We start from the raw sequence: 19,333 nt of genomic DNA on the forward strand, positions 1-19,333 counted from the left end.
GACATGCAAATCGCACCAGAAACCTTTGGCAAAGTGGCAGTAATGCTCGGTGGCAACTCCGCAGAGCGAGAAGTCTCACTCAGTTCAGGACACGCAGTGCTCAATGCCTTGTTGACGCAAAACATTGATGCGCACGCGTTTGATCCGGCGGAGCGGCCCTTGACCGATTTGCTGAGTGAAAAGTTTGATCGCGTACTTATTATGTTGCACGGCCGAGGCGGCGAGGATGGCTCTCTACAAGGCGCTCTGCAGCAACTCAATATTCCTTATACAGGTAGCGGAGTGTTGGGGTCGGCATTGGCGATGGATAAGGTTCACACCAAACAAATTTGGCAATGTTTGGGGTTACCTACCGCAAAATATAAAATTGCTGAAAAAAGGCACTTTGACGTTGGATCATGCGGCGCTATAATGCATGAGTTGGGGAACATCGTCATGGTCAAACCTGCTCGAGAAGGTTCGAGTATAGGAATGGCAAAAGTGACAAGCGCTAAACAATTAGAAACTGCCGTAGCAAAGGCGTTCGAATACGATCGACACGTACTAATAGAGCAGTTCATTGATGGAGCGGAATACACCGTAGCCGTACTAAACGGCCGGGTATTACCTTCCATTCGTATGTCTACCCCTCATGTGTTTTACGATTATTCTGCCAAGTATCAGGATAATACTACGGAGTATTTTTGCCCCAGTGGATTATCTGATGAACGAGAACAACGTATAGCAGCGTTGTCATTACAAGCGTTTGACGCTTTGTCTTGTTCTGGCTGGGGGCGGCTTGACTTTATGCAAGATAAACACGGTGAGTTTTATCTGCTTGAAGCGAATACCGTTCCAGGAATGACGGAAAAAAGTTTGGTTCCCAAAGCGGCGAAAGCTGCAGGGATAAGTTTTGCTGAGTTAGTGGTAAGTATTTTGGCTACCAGTTTGGAAAGCGGTGCATGAGCTCGCCGCCGGTGACAAAAACAACCCGTTTTTGGGCGGGAGTTATGTTTTTCGTGCTGGTGCTAATCACGGTAGCACTTGCAACGGCAGGTGTTTATCGTTGGCTGAATGATGCCCAGCGTCTGCCAGTGCAAACCGTGGTGTTTCAAGGTGAACTTGAGCACATAGATACGGCGCGTTTGGAAGATTTGATCCGCGCCGCTCAACCCGGCAGCTTTTTCGCCTTAGATGTGAATGAAGTTTATGCATTGTTGGAGCAGCAGCCCTGGGTTTACCGAGCGTCGGTACGCAAGCAATGGCCAAACAAGCTGACCATTTATGTGGTTGAGCAACAACCGGTAGCGCATTGGAATGACGACTTATTGCTCAATCCATATGGTGAGACGTTTGCCGGCAACAACGAATTAGACTCCTTACCCAAGCTTTATGGGCCAGGGGGGAGCGAGAAAACAGCATTGCAGGGTTTTAATGCAATGCAAACGATATTGAGTGGGGCCGCATTGCCAATTGATGAATTGTTTCTTAGCGAACGTTTTGCATGGCAAATAACCCTCGCAAACGAGATTAAACTGAATCTTGGTAGACAAGAGTTTATCGATCGATTACAGCGTTTTGTGGATATTTATCCACTACTTAAAGCGCAGCCTAGAGCGGTAGAGTACATCGATTTGAGATATGACACGGGCCTAGCCGTTGGCTGGGTTGATGACAGTAAGACGAGTGAGAAAGTATAGGTATGTCCAAACCATTGGATAGAAATCTAATCGTAGGATTAGACATAGGCACAAGTCACATCAAAGCAGTGGTAGGCGAGCTCTTGGATGACAATTCATTGAGTATCGTCGGTGTGGGTACTCATTCGTCAAAAGGTATGGATAAAGCTGGCGTTAATGATTTGAACTTGGTGGTACAATCAGTTCAACGTGCGATCAATGAAATGGAACTAATGGCCGATTGCCGCGTTTCGTCGGTATTTCTGGCTATTTCTGGTCGTCATGTCCAGTGCCAAAACGAGAATGGCATGGTGCCAATCAACAACCAAGAAGTGACGCAAGAGGACGTAGATAACGTTATTCATGCTGCGCGTTCAGTGCCGATTGCGGCTGAACGTCGTTTGCTGCACGTGTTGCCACAAGAATTTACTATCGATGTCCAAGAGGGCATTAAAAACCCAATTGGAATGTCAGGCGTCCGCATGGAAGCCAATGCGCATATCATCACTTGTGCCGATGATATGGCGAAAAACATTGTTAAATCGGTTGAGCGCTGTGATTTACACGCCGATCAGCTAATTTTCTCTGCATTGGCTTCAAGTTATGCCGTGCTGACAGATGACGAGCGAGAGCTAGGTGTGTGTGTTGTCGACATCGGTGGGGGCACAATTGATATCGTGATTTATACCGATGGTGCAATACGTCACACCGCGGTGATCCCAGTTGCAGGTAACCAAATTACCAGTGATATCGCTAAAATTTTCCGCACGCCGATAAGCAATGCCGAAGAGATAAAGGTCAATTACGCTTGTGCCTTAAAAGATATGGTTAGTATGGAAGAAACCATAGAAGTGCCAAGTGTTGGAGGACGTCCGGCGCGAGCGATGTCGCGGCATACATTAGCTGAGGTGATTGAACCGCGCTATCAAGAGCTATTCGAGCTCATATATGAAGAAATTCAAGCCTGCGGCCTAGCTGAACAAATAGCCGCTGGTTTAGTCCTAACAGGTGGTACTGCGAAGATGGAAGGCGCCGTTGAGTTCGCTGAAGAAATTTTCCAAATGCCTGTTAGGGTCGGCAAACCCCTCGATGTAAAAGGGTTAGCTGAGTATGTAGATGATGCTAGCTTTGCCACTGTTGTAGGTCTTCTGCAATATGGCAAACAGCATGTTGATAATAAGAAAAACAATAAAAATAAGTCCAGTGAAGGCATTTTTAGTCGTGTCCAAAGCTGGTTTAAGGGTGAATTTTAAGCGTTAAACACTTTGTTTGTTCCACTATAACGTTGGATGGTTATATCGGTAAGCAAAGTATCATAAACGTACAAAACCGGAGAGTAAGTATGTTTGAATTAATGAATAGTCACGGCGAAGACGCTGTCATCAAAGTGATTGGAGTAGGCGGCGGTGGCGGCAACGCTATCGAGCACATGGTAACCCAAAGCATTGAAGGCGTTGAGTTTATTGCCGTTAACACTGATGCACAGGTGTTGCGTAGCTCATCAGCCGACGTAACGCTCCAAATTGGTACCAATGTCACTAAAGGTCTTGGCGCAGGCGCCGATCCCAATGTGGGCCGCGAGGCCGCGCATGAAGACCGTGAAACGATTCGTCAAAGTCTCGATGGTGCGGATATGGTTTTCATCACTGCCGGTATGGGCGGTGGTACAGGTACTGGTGCAGCGCCAGAAGTAGCCAAGATCGCTCGAGAAATGGGCATTCTGACTGTTGCTGTAGTGACTAAACCGTTCCCATTTGAGGGGCGCAAGCGCGGTGATTTTGCGAACCAAGGCATTGAAGAGTTGTCGAAGCACGTGGATTCGTTGATCACTATTCCCAATGAAAAGCTACTCAAAGTAATGGGGCCACGTACACCGCTATTACAAGCCTTTAGCGCTGCCAACGATGTATTGCGCGGTGCAGTTCAGGGTATTGCTGAGCTAATCACTCGTCCGGGTTTAATCAACGTTGACTTTGCCGACGTTAAGACGGTGATGTCTGAAATGGGCACAGCAATGATGGGCAGCGGTGTAGCAAGCGGCGAAGATCGAGCTGAAGAAGCGGCTGAAGGCGCAATTGCATGCCCTTTGTTAGAGGATATCGATTTGTCAGGCGCGCGTGGCATTTTGGTCAATATTACCGCAGGACCGGACTTTGCCATTGATGAGTTTGAAACCGTAGGTAATGCGGTTAAAGCATTCGCATCAGAAAACGCGACTGTGGTTGTAGGTACCGTTATCGACATGGAAATGACTGATGAGTTACGCGTTACAGTAGTGGCAACCGGTATCGGCGCTGAGCGCAAGCCAGATATTTCATTGGTTAGTAATGAAGGTTCGCGTTTGACCAGCGGTTCACGAAATTTTACGCAGGGTCGTGAAGCAGCTACGCCACAGCAGTCAACAGACGGTAACCAAGCGCTGAAAACGGATGAATTAGTGCAACCAAATAGTGACTTGGAATATCTTGATATTCCAGCATTTTTGCGAAAACAAGCCGACTAATCGATTAGTCGGCTTGAATGGCTTTGGTCATTGCTAATGTGTAAAACGCGTAGCTTTGCAAGCTGGTTCGACCTGTTTTTGACAGAACGATTGCAGCTCTGTATAATATGCGGCCGTTTTTTGGGTACATGAAATTATGATAAATCAACGTACAATCAAGCAATCAGTGCAAGAAACCGGCATCGGTTTGCACAAAGGAGAAAAGGTCACAATGACTCTCCGGCCAGCGCCTGCGAATACGGGAATCGTATTTAGGCGTGTTGACCTGTCTCCACATGTTGATATCCCAGCGCGTGCGAACGCCGTCGGGGATACGATGTTGTGTACGTGTTTAAGTAACACCGACGGTGTCAGTATCCATACCGTAGAGCATTTGGCCTCAGCTTTAGCTGGGTTAGGTATCGACAACATTATTGTCGAAGTCGACAGCCACGAATTACCTATAATGGATGGTTCGGCGAGTCCGTTTGTGTTTTTATTACAATCTGCGGGTATTGAAGAGTTACCAGCAGCGAAGCAGTTTATCAAAGTTAAGCAGCCGATCCGGGTTGAAGATGGTGACAAGTGGGCAGAGTTACGCCCGTTTGATGGTTTTAAAGTCGATTTTAAAATTGATTTTGACCATCCGGTGATAAGCCAAACGCGTCAGCATATGGTGATGGATTTTGATTCATCTTCTTATGTTAATGAAGTGAGTCGAGCACGGACATTTGGTTTTATGCGCGATCTCGAGTATATGAATGCACACAACTTGGCGTTGGGTGGTAGCATGGAAAACGCGGTTGCGTTGGATGAATACCGCGTTCTTAACCCGGAAGGTTTGCGTTATGACGACGAGTTCTTAAAGCACAAAATTCTCGACGCAGTAGGCGACTTGTATTTGTGTGGTCACAGTATCATTGGCGAATTACAGGCCTACAAGACTGGGCACGGTCTGAATAATAAACTGTTGAACGCGATGTTGGCTAATCGTGACTGTTGGGAATTTGTAACCTACAATTCTGCCGAAGAGGCGCCCATCAGTTTTACCGAGCCAGCATTGGTTTAGAGTAGTTGAAAAGTCGCTAAATGCGGCTTTTTTCATTTATTGCCGCGGTTATTTGTAATCTTTATTTACGATTTATTCTCCAATTATTCAATAACGCACCCTTGCTAAAAAAAGGGGATTGTTAGATTCTTGTAACAGGGTAGAATAGTTACGCTTTTAACCAATTATTCGATTATGAAATTTACGCTTTTAATTCGCAGTAAACGCATCAGATTTGTGCGCCACGTAGGCGCGCGAAGTATGGTTAGTTGTGCTGTATTACTGAGCTTGATTGCGTTGGTTTCGAGTCGGTCGACAGAGAGTGTCGATGAAAATCTAGCGCGTATCCAAATGGTAAAATCCGGCTTGCTAATTGAGCAGGAGCGCGTAGGTAATCTATATCAGCAGACACTTGATGAGTTATTGGTCGTAAAACGTCAGTTGGCGTCCATGGAAGCGCGTTTACGTGAAGTCGATCTGAAGAGTCAGCACGTGGCAGAGCAATCCGGTATAGATTATCCAGAGCTCCAGTCTCCAGTAGCCGAAAGCGACCTATCCATCGATGCGAGTGATCTTGAGCAGCACCCAATTTTTAGTACTATCACCACCATGCAAGCGCAACTAGCTGACAAACTACAGCAGTTGGATGCGCTTGAGTCGGTGTTAATGGGGCATCACATCCAAGACGTTAGTGATGTGGCTGGCCGGCCAATTCAAAGTGGCTGGTTATCTTCCTACTATGGTATGCGGGACGACCCCTTCACGGGCAAACCTGCAATGCACAAAGGGTTAGATTTCGCTGGCAAGACCGGTGATCCAGTCATTGCAACTGCTGCGGGTTTGGTAACATGGTCAGGAGAACGCTACGGATACGGCAATATGGTTGAGATCGACCACGGCAATGGACTGGTCTCTCGATACGCCCATAATGCAGAACTCACTGTTGTTATGGGTGAAGTCGTCACCAAAGGACAGGTTATTGCCAAAATGGGGAGTACTGGTCGTTCTACGGGTGCTCACGTTCACTACGAAGTCTTAAAAAAAGGTCAACAAATAGACCCTCTGCCGTTTGTCTATTAAAAAGCATCGCAATTTGATTGTAAGTTCGTAAACAAACCCATATATCAATAAAAATCGCAGTGCCACCTATTGGAGTGGTACGGAAAAAAATTAGTTAACGTTGGAATTTAGAAAAACATGTTCGCCAGTATTGCAAGAAAACTGTTTGGTAGTCGTAACGACCGCTTATTAAAAAAATTAGGCAAAGCCGTCGACGCAATTAACGCATTAGAAACAGACTATGAAGGTCTTTCTGACGAACAACTCAAACAAAAGACTGAAGAGTTTAAACAGCGCTTAGATCAAGGTGAAACACTCGACAACTTGTTGGTAGAAGCCTTTGCTACGGTGCGTGAGGCCAGCAAACGCGTATTTGGGATGCGTCACTTCGACGTGCAGTTGATTGGTGGCCAAGTATTGCACCAAGGTAAAATTGCTGAAATGCGCACCGGTGAAGGTAAAACGCTTACGGCAACACTACCGACTTACCTCAATGCGTTAACGGGTCATGGCGTTTATGTAATTACAGTGAACGATTATTTGGCGCGTCGTGATGCAGATTGGAGCCGCCCATTATACGAATTTTTGGGTATGACGGTGGGCTGCAATGTGCCAGGTATGATGCAGCCTCAGAAGAAAGAAGCCTATAGCTGCGATGTGATTTACGGCACCAATAATGAGTTTGGGTTTGACTATCTGCGCGACAACATGGCGTTTAGCCCACAAGATCGCGTACAGGGTAAGCTTTCATATGCAGTGATTGATGAAGTTGACTCGATCCTTATTGATGAAGCTCGAACGCCACTGATTATTTCAGGTGCAGCTGAAGATAGTTCAGAGCTTTATAAAAGCATTAACAAGATCATTCCAGAGTTAGTTAAACAAGATCGCGAAGACGAAGAAGGTAAAGAAAGTGAAGGTGACTTTACCATCGACGAGAAAGGAAAACAGGTACACCTGACTGAACGCGGCCAAATTCACGTAGAAGAAATCTTACAGCGCGAGGGGATCCTCGGTGAAGAAGATTCGCTGTTTGCCGCTCAGAATATCTCGTTGTTGCACCATGTAAATGCTGGATTACGCGCTCACAAACTCTACGCAAAAGATGTCGACTATATTGTCAAAGACGGCGAAATCGTTATTGTTGATGAGCACACAGGGCGCACAATGGAGGGGCGTCGCTGGTCAGAAGGTTTGCACCAGGCGGTTGAAGCCAAAGAAGGAGTGAAAATCCAGAATGAAAACCAAACACTGGCATCAATAACATTCCAGAACTACTTCCGTCTGTTTGATAAGTTGGCCGGTATGACGGGTACCGCGGATACCGAGGCGTTTGAATTCCAGCATATCTATGGTCTTGAAACGGTAGTCATCCCGACCAATAGACCCATGATTCGTGACGATAAAGCGGACTTGATTTATTTAACGGCGCAAGAGAAATACGAAGCAATCGTTGAAGACATTAAAGATTGTGTGAAACGCGGTCAGCCTTCCTTGGTTGGTACGGTTTCTATCGAAAACTCAGAATTACTTTCTCGCATTCTGAAGAAAGAAAAAATTGCCCACAAAGTCTTGAATGCAAAGTTCCACGAACAGGAAGCGGATATTGTTGCACAGGCAGGTCGACCGGGCGCCGTAACTATTGCAACGAATATGGCTGGTCGTGGTACTGACATCGTATTGGGCGGAAATTTACAAGCTGAGCTCGAAGCCATCAAGGACCCAAAACCCGCCACTGTAGAGAAACTGACAGCCGAATGGAAAGTGCGTCATCAACAAGTGCTTGATGCTGGTGGTTTGCATATTATCGGTACTGAGCGCCACGAATCACGGCGCATAGACAATCAGTTACGCGGTCGTTCTGGTCGTCAGGGCGACCCAGGTTCATCGCGCTTCTATCTATCGCTAGACGATGCGCTAATGCGTATTTTTGCCTCAGAGAAAATGGGCAATATGATGAAGCGCTTGGGTATGGAACGCGGCGAAGCGATTGAACACCCTTGGGTCACTCGTGCAATTGAAAATGCTCAACGCAAGGTTGAAGGTCGAAACTTCGATATTCGTAAGGCACTGCTTGAATACGATGACGTTGCCAACGATCAGCGTAAAGTTATTTACGAACAACGCAACGAATTGCTCGACGAAGGTGATATCAGTGAAACGATTGAAGCCGTTCGTGAAGATGTTGTTAACGGCGTTATTGATGAATATATCCCACCACAGTCATTGGAAGAAATGTGGAATGTTCCCGATCTTGAGGTGCGCCTCAAAGGCGATTTCGCCGTCGACTTACCTTTGCAAAAGTGGTTAGAAGAAGACGACAAGCTTTATGAAGAAAAATTACGCGAGCGTATTTTGGATGCGATTGTTAATGCATATAAGATGAAAGAAGAAGTCGTGGGAGCTAAAGTATTAAGACAGTTTGAAAAGGCTGTGATGTTGCAAAATCTCGACTCCCATTGGAAAGAGCATTTAGCGGCAATGGATCATTTGCGTCAGGGAATTGGATTGCGCGGCTATGCTCAGAAGAATCCCAAACAAGAGTACAAACGCGAATCTTTTGAACTGTTTTCTGGCATGCTTGAAGCACTTAAGATCGAAGTTATCTCGATTCTCAGCAAGGTACAAGTTAAAGCTGAGTCTGACGTCGAAGCGGTTGAGGAACAACGACGCCAGCAAGCGCAGGCTATGGCTAAAAAGTTTGAACATGAGTCGCCAAATGAGCCGCAAAATAAGGCGCCTTCTCAAGTTCGACAAGGTCCTAAGGTCGGCCGAAACGACCCATGTCCGTGTGGCTCAGGTAAAAAGTACAAGCAATGTCACGGTAAGCTAAGTTAAGTTTAGCCATGCAGCATATCCAAGTGGCCGTAGGCGTGATCGTCAAGGACGGTCATGTGCTACTGGCAAAACGTCCAGAGCACTTGCATCAAGGCAATAAGTGGGAGTTTCCCGGTGGTAAAATTGAAGCCGGTGAATCATTAGAACAAGCCATTGTGCGCGAACTCAGTGAGGAGCTCGCCATTGAGGTTAGCCAGCAGCATGCCTGGTTTAGTTTAGATTATGACTATCCTGAGAAACGCGTCAGCCTGCACATGAGTATTGTTTCTGCGTTTACCGGCGAGCCGCGTGGGAATGAAGGGCAACCTGTTGAATGGGTTGCCATTAGCGAACTCGGCCAATTCACATTTCCTGATGCCAATCAACCAATCATCGACAAGTTACAAGCAAGTGATTGGGATTAGCAATCGTCTGTAACCACTTGTAAGGTACACTCGGGATTGCCAAATGAGTCATACAAGATATAGCAGCCCTGATTGGTTGGCGTACCAGAAGAGGGGACGTCATAGCCAATCAAGGCGTATTGGTTTGTAATACGACTGGTAATATCGTCAGATGACACATTGATGAAATCCAACATCCCTAATTGGTCACCAGACTCAGCGCGGGCTTCTGGACACAGATTGCGCCAATCAACTTCAGTGCTTCCAAAGCCGAAATCGATAACATATGCCGTTTGTTGACTGCCGCCAGGATTGGCAGCTGCAGGGCGAAGACCTTCTATTCGAGCTTTAGCGCGAACTAAATCAATTGTTGTGACAAACTGTGCTTCTATGCCTTGCAGCGCCGCAATTTTTGCATCGCGCGATACGTCGATAAAACGCGGTGCGGCAATTGTGGCGAGTATGCCAAGCAAAACGATGACGATAATCAGTTCGATGAGGGTGAAACCTTTATTATTGTTTTTCATAGGCTTATTTCAATCTAATAATGTTTAAATGGTATCCCAGTCTGTATATAAAGTTAATCCTTACATTACCATTCGAACGTGGTAGCAGTCGCAAAGGCAACATGTGAACGCTGATAGGCTGCCTCATTAATGAAATGAGGGTACACAGTGTTTGTATTGTCTAACGGTATTGCGTTGCCTGCAAAATCAATAAAGGCCGGTGCGCCAGGCGCCAATGGTGCAAAGTCGTTATCTTGTATGGATGGGTGAACCATGGCATCGACTAAGCCCTGATGATTCAGCGGGAATTTTATGTTCTCGACAAAACGGTAAGCTTTACACGGCGGTAAGTCACCAACGTTTCCAGTATTCCACAACGCGCAAAAATCCATGATGTGATTGAGCAGTTGGATACTTTGTTTGAATAAAGCGGCACGACAGACCCCTTGTGGCTGAGCACCCATTTCAATCATCACGCCACGTTTGCCTAACGTACACAGGTATACATGCTCTTCGAAGGGCTTTTCGTCTTCTAGTAAAATATTGCACTGTGGCATTCGGTTAAAGACAAAACGCGCAAGTTGCTGGTTAAAGCGATCATTGGCCAATAAGATCAGCGTCGCTCCCATGTGACTGGTGGTATTGTGAATATCGACAATCAAATCCGGTTGTGCTGCTGATTGCGGTCCGATTTGTGCGGTCAAATGCGTTGCAATTAAACCTTCATGAAAATCGCGAGCCCCAGATTTTTGCTGTTCTAATGCAAATTGTCGGTTGAGGTCCTCATCTACAAATCGCACTCGTTGCAAAACCGCTTTGGGGTTTGTCATCAAGCCTTTAACACTAATGCCAGGCCGGGTAAATTGGGCGCCCAATGATACCCAATGTTCAATTAGCCTGACACCCGTTAGTTCATTGCCGTGCGTGCCGCCGGTAAATAGTACCGTGTTTGTTTTGGTCATTTACGATTCGTCAAAAAAAGGCTTGGATTGTTGTTCAAATTGAGCTGCTATTGCCTCTTCATCGAGTTCAATATGCGCTCCAGAGTGATTGGTCGGTGCTGAGATTACATGGCTTTCTGTCGCCCATTCGCCAAGATCGATGAGTTGGCATTTCTTGCTACAAAATGGACGATATTCATTCGTTGTCGACCATTCGACCGATTTTTGACATGTAGGGCAATTAACGTTCATCAACAGCTCGCAATCTCAAAGCTCAAGGTCTGCTCAACCGGTTTGCTGGCATCTTCACCATGCCCAAAATGCATAAAGCGCAAGGCATAGCGGTATTTGTTACCGCTAAGTGTTGGGTAACATCCGGACCCAACGGCTAACTTGATCCGCACCAATTCACCGCGATCGTCGGACAAGCCGGGGAAGAATCCGTTGGTCGCTTCAACCGTCGTGAAGTTGCCGCGCTGACGCAAAAATGACAATGTCAACGCGATTGCATTATCGATAACGTGAAGCGTTTGCAACCAAGTTTGCTTATCTTTAGCCTGCTGTTCCGCTGGTAGGTGGGTCCAATGGTGTAGGTTGGGTAAATCAAAACTACACGAACCACCGGGAATGGCAAAACGCTGTCGGATCGACGATATAAACGGGTGCTCTTTTAAGTCACTGCCAATGCGTTTGTTTTGTTTGAGGGCTTCGCGCAAGCGTAAAATAGTTTCTAGCGTCTGTTGAAGTGCCTCATTATTAATGTTGGGATGTTGTGACCAGTGCACCAGATTGCGCTCTTGTGCGTCTATGTCTTTAAGGATGTCGTTGCGAATATCAAGACGCTCCAACAAATCAAGCAACGTAAATAGATCTTCAAAAAAGTGAATATTTGCCGATGCGCTAAATGCGTCGGCATTGCTTTTTATTTGACTGAGCAGCTGCTCAATACGAAGGTAATTACGTACTTTTTCATTGAGCGGAAACTCATATACCGCTGTTGACATTCGTGACTCCCAATATAGTTACTTGGCACTACACAGCAAAAAGCGAAAAATTTCAAGTTTTTGATAGGTTTGCTGCCAATCTAAGGTATTGATTGTGCAATTGTTGTACCTTTATTTTTAGTGCATTGAGAGACGCGTCGTTAACAATGACGTCGTCGGCTTTTGCAAGACGCTCCTCGCGATCCAGTTGTGCACGCATGATAGCTTTTATGGTTGCTTCATCACTGTTGTCTCTTGCCACTACGCGCGCTAACTGTTGCTCAGGAGCAACATCTACGACTAAAACGCGGTTGACCATTGATTGCATGTTGTTTTCGAGAAGCAATGGTGCGACTAATATACAATAGGGCGATGTAGCCGCTGCAATTTGCGTTATCATTTGAGCGCGGATTAAAGGGTGCAGTAAGGCATTCAACCACTCTTTGTCTGCGGTGTTTTGAAACACACGTTGACGTAACGCTGCCCGATTGAGGTGTCCATCAGCTAAAAGTATTTCCTCGCCAAATCGCGATGCGATTTGAGCTAAAGCGTCATTGCCGGGCTCTACCACTTGTCGTGCGCAAACATCGGCGTCGACCACATCGATACCGAGTGCCGTAAAGCTATCGCTAACCGCGGTTTTACCAGAGCCAATACCACCGGTTAAGCCAACCACGTATTGGCTCATTGTAAAACCCAAGCGAGATAGGCTTGTTGAATAGTTTCACCATACAATAACGTCAACCAACCGGCGACTGCTAAGTAGGGGCCAAATGGTATTGCCTGACTGGATTCGTTTCTTCTTAGAGTTATAAGGGCTATACCAACAATAGCACCGACCAACGATGACAAAATAATAATCACGGGTAATCCCTGCCAGCCGACAAACGCGCCCAGAGCAGCTAACAGCTTAAAGTCGCCGTAGCCCATGCCCTCTTTGCCGGTCACTAGCTTAAACAGCCAATATACGCTCCACAGCGAGAGATATCCCGCAGTTGCACCAATAATGGCAGTACTGGACGGCACGAAAATAGTGAACACACTCGCGCCTAAGCCCAGCCATAACAGCGGTAGCGTGAGTTCGTCAGGCAATAACATTTTATCTGCATCGATAAAGGTCAGGGCCACTAATACCCAAGTAACAATGATTCCAAGGAGAGCCTCACTACCGTAACCATAATGAGCTGCCACCCATACTGATAACAGTGCGGTTAGTAATTCAACCAACGGGTACCGGCTACCGATTGATGTTTTACAGTTGGAGCATTTACCACGTAACAATAGCCAACTTACAACGGGAATGTTTTCCCATGCGCGAATTTTATGCCCACATTTAGGACAAGTGGAATCGGGTTTGACAAGATTAAATGTTTCCGGTGTTTGCTGTGATTCGTCTGTAGAATCGTTACCAAAGTAGTCTTGGTATTCGCGCTGCCAACTGCGCTCCATCATGATTGGTACGCGGTAAATAACCACGTTTAAGAAACTGCCAACCATAAGGCTGACAATAAAAACTAACGTTAAGAAAAACACGGGTGATTGCGCCAACAAATCAAACACAGCGGTCATAGTTTATTCACATTATTGTATTTTGTGCGTAAGCCTATCAGAGAAAGCTAAACAACGTTACCCATCTGGAAGATTGGCAAGTACATTGCAACGATTAGACCTCCGATTACCACACCTAAAACAGCCATAATAATCGGCTCTAGCAAGCTGGTCAGGCCGTCGACCATATCATCAACTTCAGCCTCATAGATCGATGCAATTTTACTGAGCATATCGTCAACTGCGCCAGATTCCTCACCAATAGCAATCATCTGGGTGACCATGTCTGGGAATACTGCAGTAGCACGCATAGCAGTATGCATTTGCATACCGCCGGAAACTTCCTTGCGGATAAATAATATGGCATCGCGATAAACCGCATTACCAGCCGCGCCAGCTGCAGACTCTAATGCACCAATCAGTGGTACACCGGCGGCAAAAGTAGTCGATAGCGTTCGAGTAAAGCGGGCGATAGCCGCTTTTTTCAAAATCTCTCCGATCACAGGGAGTTTTAAGATGTTGGCGTCCACTTTATCTCTTAATGCAGGTGACTTTTTATGGGCTCGCATAAAAAAGTAGCCAAAGCCGATCATGGCTATGGCGATGTAAACACCAAAATCTTGCACAAACCTTGAGATGGCAAGCACCAATTGAGTGAAGGCTGGAAGCTCTGCACCAAAACTGCTGAAGATCTCTTCAAACTGAGGTACTACAAAAACCAGTAGAATGGTGGTCACAATAAAAGCTACGACCACTACGGCAATCGGATAAAACATCGCCTTTTTGATTTTTGATTTAAGTGCTTCCGCTTTTTCCTTATAAACAGCAATGCGATCGTAAATCGTCTCTAGTGCACCTGACTGCTCACCGGTTTCCACTAAGTCGCAATACAGGTCATCAAAATAATCGGGATGCTTACGCAAAGCTGACGACAGTGGCATACCAGCTTGAACTTCGCTGGTAATTTCCCCGAGCATCTTGCGCATGGATTGCTTGGCATGGCCTTGCGCAATCATTTCTAAACTTTGGATTAAGGTTACACCGGCCCCTAGCATGGTCGCAATTTGACGCGAGAGCATGGCAATATCGGCTGGTACAATCTTGTTATTCCCTCCAAACAGAGGTTTGGCGAGTTTTTTAACTTTGGTGGCAGAAATACCTTGCCGACGTAATAAATTTTTTGCTTCGGAGATTGAGGCTGCGTTGATTTCACCTTTACGGACGTTACCTTTGCGGTCTGCGCCCAAGTATGTATAAGTTACCAGTGCTTTTGCCATGTCAATTCTCGTCGCAATTTAATTTTAATTCGAAGGGTAAATATTTTGCCTAGTGAGAAGGCAAAAAAGCCCAGTAAAACCGGGCTTTTCTGTATCGTCTTGGACGTTAATCAGTAGCGTTAGTCGATTAGCAAAGCTGACCGTCTGAACATGCACCAGTCCAAGTAACCACACCACCCGCTAGCGCTGGAGTCAATGTATAAGTACCTAGACCGTTTTGGTTAGTCGCTACAATTTCGCCGTCAGTGGTTACTAGAACACCTACAACGTTTGCTGGAATACCGTTAGTACCGCCGTCGCAGTCTGCTAGGTTGCCTTCAACTTGAGCACACACTTCGACCGCTGACTTGGCTGCTGCAGTTGAGTTGATTGTTTCAGTGAATTCAGCTTTACGAGTGTAGTTTTGGTATGCAGGAAGTGCGATTGCTGCCAAAATACCGATGATTGCTACAACAATCATCAATTCGATTAGGGTAAAGCCTTTTTTGTTAGTCATTGAGTTCTTCATGGTAAATCTCCGCGCGCCGTCTAACGCTATTTGTTTAAAATTTCAAAAAGGTACCTAAGTCGTTTTCGGTTGTGCGCCTCGGTACTTGATTCAAAGTATAGATCCAGATGCGCAACTGACAAGTATGCAAACACATACCTGTGTGTCGGTTTCCAACTTTTACCTTTATATTCATTTACAGCTGCATGAATAACCGCAGTGACAAATCAATCGCTTGCACGCTTTTTGTCAGGGCTCCGCTAGAGATAAAATCCACTCCAGTTGTGGCTAACAACTGCAAATCTGCATCGGTAATATTCCCCGAAACTTCTAGCTTACAGTGTCCTTGAGCCAACTCAACTGCCTCGTGGATCAGATGTAACGGGAAATTATCCAACATAACGATATCGGCACCCGCTGCTATGGCTTGAGTTAATTCTTCAATTGATTCTACTTCTACTTCTACTCGTTTATCAGTAACTTGACTGCGTGCTGTAGCGACTGCTGCAGCGATAGAGCCGCATGCAGCAATATGATTTTCTTTGATTAAAAATGCGTCAAACAGGCCGATGCGATGGTTGCTTCCACCCCCACATAGCACCGCGTACTTTTGTGCGAGACGCATGCCTGGTAGCGTTTTTCGCGTATCTAGCAATTGCGTTTTTGAATGACCAATCAACTGTGTATAGTGATGCGTTTGCGTAGCCGTTGCACTTAACGTTTGCAGAAAGTTAAGTGCGGTCCGCTCGGCAGTCAAAATTGCTCGTGCATTACCACTGATTTCCAGCAATTGACTGTTGGCGCTTACAAAATCACCATCACCCACCTGCCATTCAAGCTGTAAATCAGGATTGACGGTGTGGAATGCACAATTCACCCAGTCCACACCACACACTACCATATCTTCACGGGTAATCAGCGTCGCTTTTGCAGCGGTTTCACTTGGGATGAGGTTGGCGGTAATGTCATTTGCGGCGTAATCGTCGCCGCCCAAGTCTTCATTCAGCGCATTAACAACTGCTCGTTTAATGACATCGTCGGTAAGGTAGGCAGGTTTTTTCATTGTAATGTAGCGAAAGGTGAAAAATTGCCGGCATTATAAAGTACGCAGAATTAAAGTTTTATCTTTTTGCGAAAATTCAACCTGCCGTAAAAAACTCATACCCAGCAAGATTTTCTGCTCGCGCATACCCGGGTTCAAATTAGCCGCAACGTTTTTCATCGTTATTCCGCCAAGACTTATTTCATCAATCATCGTCTCCGCTACCGTTACAATGCCATTGGCTGTCTGGGCATAGGCTTGACGACCTGGGGTCAAGCCCAATATTTCACCCATATGTGCAGGGATTGCGACATCAGTTGCGCCGGTATCAATCAGGAATACTACGGGGACATTATTAATAGTGCCACTGGCAACATAGTGACCTTGTCGGTTCTGTTCGAGTACGACCTCAACGCGATTTCCAATCATTGAAGAAGAAGGTGAGCGGTTGGGATTGAATTGTGATTCGAGTAGTTCAGCGAATACGAATGTCACTAAACCAAAACCCGCGATCCAAGCCAAAATAACTACCCATTTTGTCACTGCAGTATCGGGTTGTTGTTGCATATCATCTCTTAGCGATTAACAATATTGGTATTCTACGTAGCATACTCAAAAATTAATGAAAATTGTTGCTGGCTGGCTACAAAATATTCGCCATGTGCCGTCACCGCATTTTGACCAACGCGACAGCACAGATATCTCGTTGTTGGTGATCCACAATATATCCCTGCCACCCAATAAATATGGTGGAGACGATGTACTGAGATTCTTTCAAGGCCAATTGGATCACTCCGAGCATCCGTTTTACGCCGAAATCGCTAACTTGCGCGTATCTTCGCACCTATTTATCCGCCGTACAGGAGAAGTAATCCAACTGGTTGATTTAAATAATCGCGCATGGCATGCCGGTGTTTCTAGCTTTCAAGGACGCACGAAGTGCAATGATTACAGCATTGGAATCGAATTAGAGGGTAGTGACTATGACGTGTTTACAAGTGATCAATATGCGGCGTTACGCTCCGTTACTCAGCTTATAATGCAAGCTTATCCGAATATATCTTTGGGTCGTATTGTCGGGCATAATGATATCGCACCGGGACGCAAGACAGACCCCGGCCCATACTTCAATTGGCCCTTTTATCGGCAACTAATCAGAGGACAACAATGACGCTTTTGAGTCTGTTATTCGCTTTAATACTAGAACGTGTAACGGTTAAAACTGAACAGTGGCGGGCACAGTATTACAGTCAAATCTACCTCCGCTGGTTGGTAGATAAAGATTGGTTGGCAATTACAAGTGATCGCGTTGTACTAATACTCGTGATGCTTGTTCCCGCGTTACTGGTGTATTTCATTGGCGATTGGCTGGGCTCGGGCTTATTGGGGTTGGTTTTCAATACAGCGATACTTTACATTTGTTTGGGTTGCCCAAATTTGCGAGCCACTTATAAGTGCTTTTTACAGGCAGCCAACCGCGGCGATGTCGCGGCCTGTGGCTTATACGCAGAAACGTTGGGTCACGATAATGATGATGACAGCGAGTGTGGTTCTTTTGGTCAACACCTAGTCTGGCTAAACTATACCCATTACGCTGCTATTATTGTTTTCTTTATCGCTTTTGGTGCTGCGGGGGCGGTTTTGTATGTCGTAGCATCGGCATTGCTCAGCTTTGTTCGAACTGGTTTTGTCAGTGCGTCTGTCGAAGAGACCGACAAGGCGTTACAGGCGATGGGCAGTATTGTGCATTGGCTGGATTTTATACCGGTAAGACTCACTGCGTTAGGCTTTCTGCTCGTTGGTCACTTTGGACGTGCAGGTGGAATATGGTTTGAGAAACTATTTGATTTAAGGGTGCCTGCGAAAAGCCTGTTGTGCCAAGTATCAACAGCAGCTGAAGATATTGAACCCAGCAATTTGCCCGCTAACAGTCCTGAAGCTGTTGTGTTGGAGCCTAAAACCTTAGTTAAATTAGCTAAGCGCAACATTACCTTTTTAGTTACTGTGGTATCTATCCTCACAGTTGTAGGGGCTCTGTAGTCAACTAATCCATTGTTTTACCGGCCTCGGCACTGAGGTCGGATCTCTCAACTAGAGCCCTGTTTACGGGCATTTGCCTGATTCATATAGCGAAATCTAATTATTGCAACAACAAAAAACGTTGTCCAAATGAGGGGATTCACCTACACTTACGGGTTAATAGGTTAAATGGTATTACCAATTGTGATTGGATAGGATGATTTGTTTACATTTTGTCCACATCTAAAAAGGTCGATGTACTCAAACATGCTTAACGTGCGCCAAAAAATTTCAGATGTGATCACCGAAAAGCTCGAATCAATGATTCTTGACGGCTCATGGCTGGCGGGAGAACAGCTACCATCTGAGCGTGAATTAGCTCAGCAGTTTGCAGTATCTCGACCTTCTCTACGTGAAGCGATACAAAACTTACACAGCAAAGGTTTGGTCACTCGTAAGCAAGGTGGGGGGACGTTTGTCAGTCGTGAATTGAACTCAGCAATGACCGATCCCTTGTTGGCTTTAGTTGCAGAGCGCCCAGAGACGCAATTTGATTTGCTCGAGTTTCGCCATGCTTTAGAAGGTATGGCGGCTTATTACGCCGCTTTGCGAGGGCAACAAGAAGATGTATTTGCCTTACAGTCAGCGTTAGACAAAGTAAACCAAACTGATGAGCAAGATCGCCAAGCTCAGGCTGAAGCGCTTGCAGAATTCTATTTAACTATGGCTAGAGCGTCACACAATATGGTTTTGTTACACGTCATGCGGACGATGCAAGCCATGATGGTTGACAATATTCGACGCAACTTAGATATGTTGGCACAACAGCCAGAAGTAGAGCGTGAAATAGGTGAACAGCGAAAACGCATTGTCACTGCAATCGCAGCGCACGACCCGGGGCTTGCGAGAACCGCTAGCAATGAACATTTGGCCTTTATTGAATCGACATTGTTGAAAATTAATCAGCGCGATCTGCGGATGCAGCGCGCATTACGCCGAATTGAATCGGAATAGCACAAGTTTAACTACATTTATCAGTAGTTTGGACTAGGCTTATTCGGA

General features: G+C 46.0%; 21 protein-coding genes. 11 read left to right on the top strand and 10 right to left on the bottom strand.

What is annotated here, in order from left to right; all coding sequences use genetic code 11:
- The first annotated feature begins 3 nt into the window (after positions 1–3).
- The 8 genes from QTP81_RS02790 to mutT all read left to right on the top strand — a co-directional run bounded on the left by QTP81_RS02790 (position 4) and on the right by mutT (position 9,489).
- Positions 4–945, top strand: coding sequence for a D-alanine--D-alanine ligase (locus QTP81_RS02790; RefSeq protein WP_289363919.1), 942 nt, complete (start codon positions 4–6; stop codon positions 943–945).
- The gene (locus tag QTP81_RS02795) at positions 942–1,679 is read left to right on the top strand and encodes a cell division protein FtsQ/DivIB (RefSeq protein ID WP_289363571.1); all 738 of its coding nucleotides are present in this window, start codon (positions 942–944) and stop codon (positions 1,677–1,679) included. The genes QTP81_RS02790 and QTP81_RS02795 overlap by 4 nt, the downstream gene beginning before the upstream one ends.
- A gap of 2 nt (positions 1,680–1,681) precedes the next feature.
- Positions 1,682–2,911 carry a cell division protein FtsA gene (gene ftsA, locus QTP81_RS02800; protein ID WP_289363573.1) on the top strand — a complete coding sequence of 410 codons (1,230 nt, stop codon included), beginning with the start codon at positions 1,682–1,684 and terminating at the stop codon, positions 2,909–2,911.
- An 89-nt stretch (positions 2,912–3,000) separates the two neighbouring features.
- Positions 3,001–4,161 (top strand): cell division protein FtsZ, encoded by a 1,161-nt coding sequence (gene ftsZ, locus QTP81_RS02805; protein WP_289363574.1) that lies wholly within the window; start codon positions 3,001–3,003, stop codon positions 4,159–4,161.
- Between the two features lie 136 nt (positions 4,162–4,297).
- Entirely contained in the window at positions 4,298–5,209 is a 912-nt protein-coding gene (gene lpxC, locus QTP81_RS02810) for a UDP-3-O-acyl-N-acetylglucosamine deacetylase (RefSeq protein ID WP_289363575.1), read from the top strand.
- 174 nt (positions 5,210–5,383) lie between these two features.
- Entirely contained in the window at positions 5,384–6,268 is an 885-nt protein-coding gene (locus QTP81_RS02815) for a M23 family metallopeptidase (protein WP_289363576.1), read from the top strand.
- 117 nt (positions 6,269–6,385) lie between these two features.
- Positions 6,386–9,085, top strand: coding sequence for a preprotein translocase subunit SecA (gene secA, locus QTP81_RS02820; RefSeq protein ID WP_289363578.1), 2,700 nt, complete (start codon positions 6,386–6,388; stop codon positions 9,083–9,085).
- Positions 9,086–9,093: 8 nt separating this feature from the next.
- Positions 9,094–9,489 (top strand): 8-oxo-dGTP diphosphatase MutT, encoded by a 396-nt coding sequence (gene mutT, locus QTP81_RS02825; protein WP_289363581.1) that lies wholly within the window; start codon positions 9,094–9,096, stop codon positions 9,487–9,489.
- Here the strand turns inward: mutT and QTP81_RS02830 are convergent.
- The 10 genes from QTP81_RS02830 to QTP81_RS02875 all read right to left on the bottom strand — a co-directional run bounded on the left by QTP81_RS02830 (position 9,486) and on the right by QTP81_RS02875 (position 16,819).
- Positions 9,486–9,995, bottom strand: a complete 510-nt coding sequence (locus tag QTP81_RS02830; RefSeq protein WP_289363583.1) for a pilus assembly FimT family protein — start codon at positions 9,993–9,995, stop codon at positions 9,486–9,488. The genes mutT and QTP81_RS02830 overlap by 4 nt on opposite strands.
- 65 nt (positions 9,996–10,060) lie before the next feature.
- Positions 10,061–10,936: an aspartoacylase gene (locus QTP81_RS02835; protein ID WP_289363584.1), complete on the bottom strand. Its 876-nt coding sequence runs from the start codon at positions 10,934–10,936 to the stop codon at positions 10,061–10,063.
- Complete coding sequence (gene yacG, locus QTP81_RS02840; RefSeq protein ID WP_289363585.1) at positions 10,937–11,167, bottom strand: DNA gyrase inhibitor YacG; 231 nt, start codon at positions 11,165–11,167, stop codon at positions 10,937–10,939.
- Positions 11,167–11,919 carry a cell division protein ZapD gene (zapD, locus tag QTP81_RS02845; protein ID WP_289363586.1) on the bottom strand — a complete coding sequence of 251 codons (753 nt, stop codon included), beginning with the start codon at positions 11,917–11,919 and terminating at the stop codon, positions 11,167–11,169. Before zapD ends, yacG begins: the two co-directional genes overlap by 1 nt.
- 52 nt (positions 11,920–11,971) lie before the next feature.
- The gene (gene coaE / locus QTP81_RS02850) at positions 11,972–12,586 is read right to left on the bottom strand and encodes a dephospho-CoA kinase (RefSeq protein ID WP_289363587.1); all 615 of its coding nucleotides are present in this window, start codon (positions 12,584–12,586) and stop codon (positions 11,972–11,974) included.
- On the bottom strand, positions 12,583–13,467 hold the full coding sequence (locus QTP81_RS02855) for a prepilin peptidase (RefSeq protein ID WP_289363588.1): 885 nt from the start codon (positions 13,465–13,467) through the stop codon (positions 12,583–12,585). Before QTP81_RS02855 ends, coaE begins: the two co-directional genes overlap by 4 nt.
- A 47-nt stretch (positions 13,468–13,514) precedes the next feature.
- The gene (locus QTP81_RS02860) at positions 13,515–14,723 is read right to left on the bottom strand and encodes a type II secretion system F family protein (RefSeq protein ID WP_289363589.1); all 1,209 of its coding nucleotides are present in this window, start codon (positions 14,721–14,723) and stop codon (positions 13,515–13,517) included.
- A gap of 127 nt (positions 14,724–14,850) precedes the next feature.
- Positions 14,851–15,219, bottom strand: coding sequence for a pilin (locus tag QTP81_RS02865; RefSeq protein WP_289363590.1), 369 nt, complete (start codon positions 15,217–15,219; stop codon positions 14,851–14,853).
- 187 nt (positions 15,220–15,406) lie between these two features.
- A complete protein-coding gene (nadC, locus tag QTP81_RS02870; protein WP_289363591.1) occupies positions 15,407–16,273 on the bottom strand; it encodes a carboxylating nicotinate-nucleotide diphosphorylase in 867 nt (288 codons plus the stop codon).
- A 33-nt stretch (positions 16,274–16,306) separates the two neighbouring features.
- A complete protein-coding gene (locus QTP81_RS02875) occupies positions 16,307–16,819 on the bottom strand; it encodes a retropepsin-like aspartic protease family protein (protein WP_289363592.1) in 513 nt (170 codons plus the stop codon).
- 55 nt (positions 16,820–16,874) lie between these two features.
- On the opposite strand from QTP81_RS02875, the gene ampD reads away from it, so the two are divergent.
- The 3 genes from ampD to QTP81_RS02890 all read left to right on the top strand — a co-directional run bounded on the left by ampD (position 16,875) and on the right by QTP81_RS02890 (position 19,285).
- A complete protein-coding gene (ampD, locus tag QTP81_RS02880) occupies positions 16,875–17,423 on the top strand; it encodes a 1,6-anhydro-N-acetylmuramyl-L-alanine amidase AmpD (RefSeq protein WP_289363594.1) in 549 nt (182 codons plus the stop codon).
- Complete coding sequence (gene ampE / locus QTP81_RS02885) at positions 17,420–18,292, top strand: beta-lactamase regulator AmpE (RefSeq protein WP_289363595.1); 873 nt, start codon at positions 17,420–17,422, stop codon at positions 18,290–18,292. The genes ampD and ampE overlap by 4 nt, the downstream gene beginning before the upstream one ends.
- Before the next feature lie 246 nt (positions 18,293–18,538).
- Positions 18,539–19,285: a GntR family transcriptional regulator gene (locus QTP81_RS02890; RefSeq protein WP_289363596.1), complete on the top strand. Its 747-nt coding sequence runs from the start codon at positions 18,539–18,541 to the stop codon at positions 19,283–19,285.
- Positions 19,286–19,333: the final 48 nt, after the last annotated feature.

It is taken from the genome of Neoalteromonas arenosi, from assembly GCF_030362855.1.
Classification (GTDB): domain Bacteria; phylum Pseudomonadota; class Gammaproteobacteria; order Enterobacterales; family Alteromonadaceae; genus Alteromonas_E; species Alteromonas_E arenosi.

Excerpts from the sequence above, each read along its gene's own strand:
- QTP81_RS02865 (WP_289363590.1), bottom strand. The coding sequence starts at position 15,219 with ATGACTAACAAAAAAGGCTTTACCCTAATCGAATTGATGATTGTTGTA.
- QTP81_RS02855 (WP_289363588.1), bottom strand. The coding sequence starts at position 13,467 with ATGACCGCTGTGTTTGATTTGTTGGCGCAATCACCCGTGTTTTTCTTA.
- zapD (WP_289363586.1), bottom strand. The coding sequence starts at position 11,919 with ATGTCAACAGCGGTATATGAGTTTCCGCTCAATGAAAAAGTACGTAAT.
- nadC (WP_289363591.1), bottom strand. The coding sequence starts at position 16,273 with ATGAAAAAACCTGCCTACCTTACCGACGATGTCATTAAACGAGCAGTT.
- ampE (WP_289363595.1), top strand. The coding sequence starts at position 17,420 with ATGACGCTTTTGAGTCTGTTATTCGCTTTAATACTAGAACGTGTAACG.
- QTP81_RS02890 (WP_289363596.1), top strand. The coding sequence starts at position 18,539 with ATGCTTAACGTGCGCCAAAAAATTTCAGATGTGATCACCGAAAAGCTC.
- QTP81_RS02830 (WP_289363583.1), bottom strand. The coding sequence starts at position 9,995 with ATGAAAAACAATAATAAAGGTTTCACCCTCATCGAACTGATTATCGTC.
- QTP81_RS02790 (WP_289363919.1), top strand. The coding sequence starts at position 4 with ATGCAAATCGCACCAGAAACCTTTGGCAAAGTGGCAGTAATGCTCGGT.
- secA (WP_289363578.1), top strand. The coding sequence starts at position 6,386 with ATGTTCGCCAGTATTGCAAGAAAACTGTTTGGTAGTCGTAACGACCGC.
- ftsA (WP_289363573.1), top strand. The coding sequence starts at position 1,682 with ATGTCCAAACCATTGGATAGAAATCTAATCGTAGGATTAGACATAGGC.
- QTP81_RS02860 (WP_289363589.1), bottom strand. The coding sequence starts at position 14,723 with ATGGCAAAAGCACTGGTAACTTATACATACTTGGGCGCAGACCGCAAA.
- mutT (WP_289363581.1), top strand. The coding sequence starts at position 9,094 with ATGCAGCATATCCAAGTGGCCGTAGGCGTGATCGTCAAGGACGGTCAT.
- QTP81_RS02875 (WP_289363592.1), bottom strand. The coding sequence starts at position 16,819 with ATGCAACAACAACCCGATACTGCAGTGACAAAATGGGTAGTTATTTTG.
- ampD (WP_289363594.1), top strand. The coding sequence starts at position 16,875 with ATGAAAATTGTTGCTGGCTGGCTACAAAATATTCGCCATGTGCCGTCA.
- QTP81_RS02835 (WP_289363584.1), bottom strand. The coding sequence starts at position 10,936 with ATGACCAAAACAAACACGGTACTATTTACCGGCGGCACGCACGGCAAT.
- yacG (WP_289363585.1), bottom strand. The coding sequence starts at position 11,167 with ATGAACGTTAATTGCCCTACATGTCAAAAATCGGTCGAATGGTCGACA.
- QTP81_RS02815 (WP_289363576.1), top strand. The coding sequence starts at position 5,384 with ATGAAATTTACGCTTTTAATTCGCAGTAAACGCATCAGATTTGTGCGC.
- ftsZ (WP_289363574.1), top strand. The coding sequence starts at position 3,001 with ATGTTTGAATTAATGAATAGTCACGGCGAAGACGCTGTCATCAAAGTG.
- lpxC (WP_289363575.1), top strand. The coding sequence starts at position 4,298 with ATGATAAATCAACGTACAATCAAGCAATCAGTGCAAGAAACCGGCATC.
- QTP81_RS02795 (WP_289363571.1), top strand. The coding sequence starts at position 942 with ATGAGCTCGCCGCCGGTGACAAAAACAACCCGTTTTTGGGCGGGAGTT.
- coaE (WP_289363587.1), bottom strand. The coding sequence starts at position 12,586 with ATGAGCCAATACGTGGTTGGCTTAACCGGTGGTATTGGCTCTGGTAAA.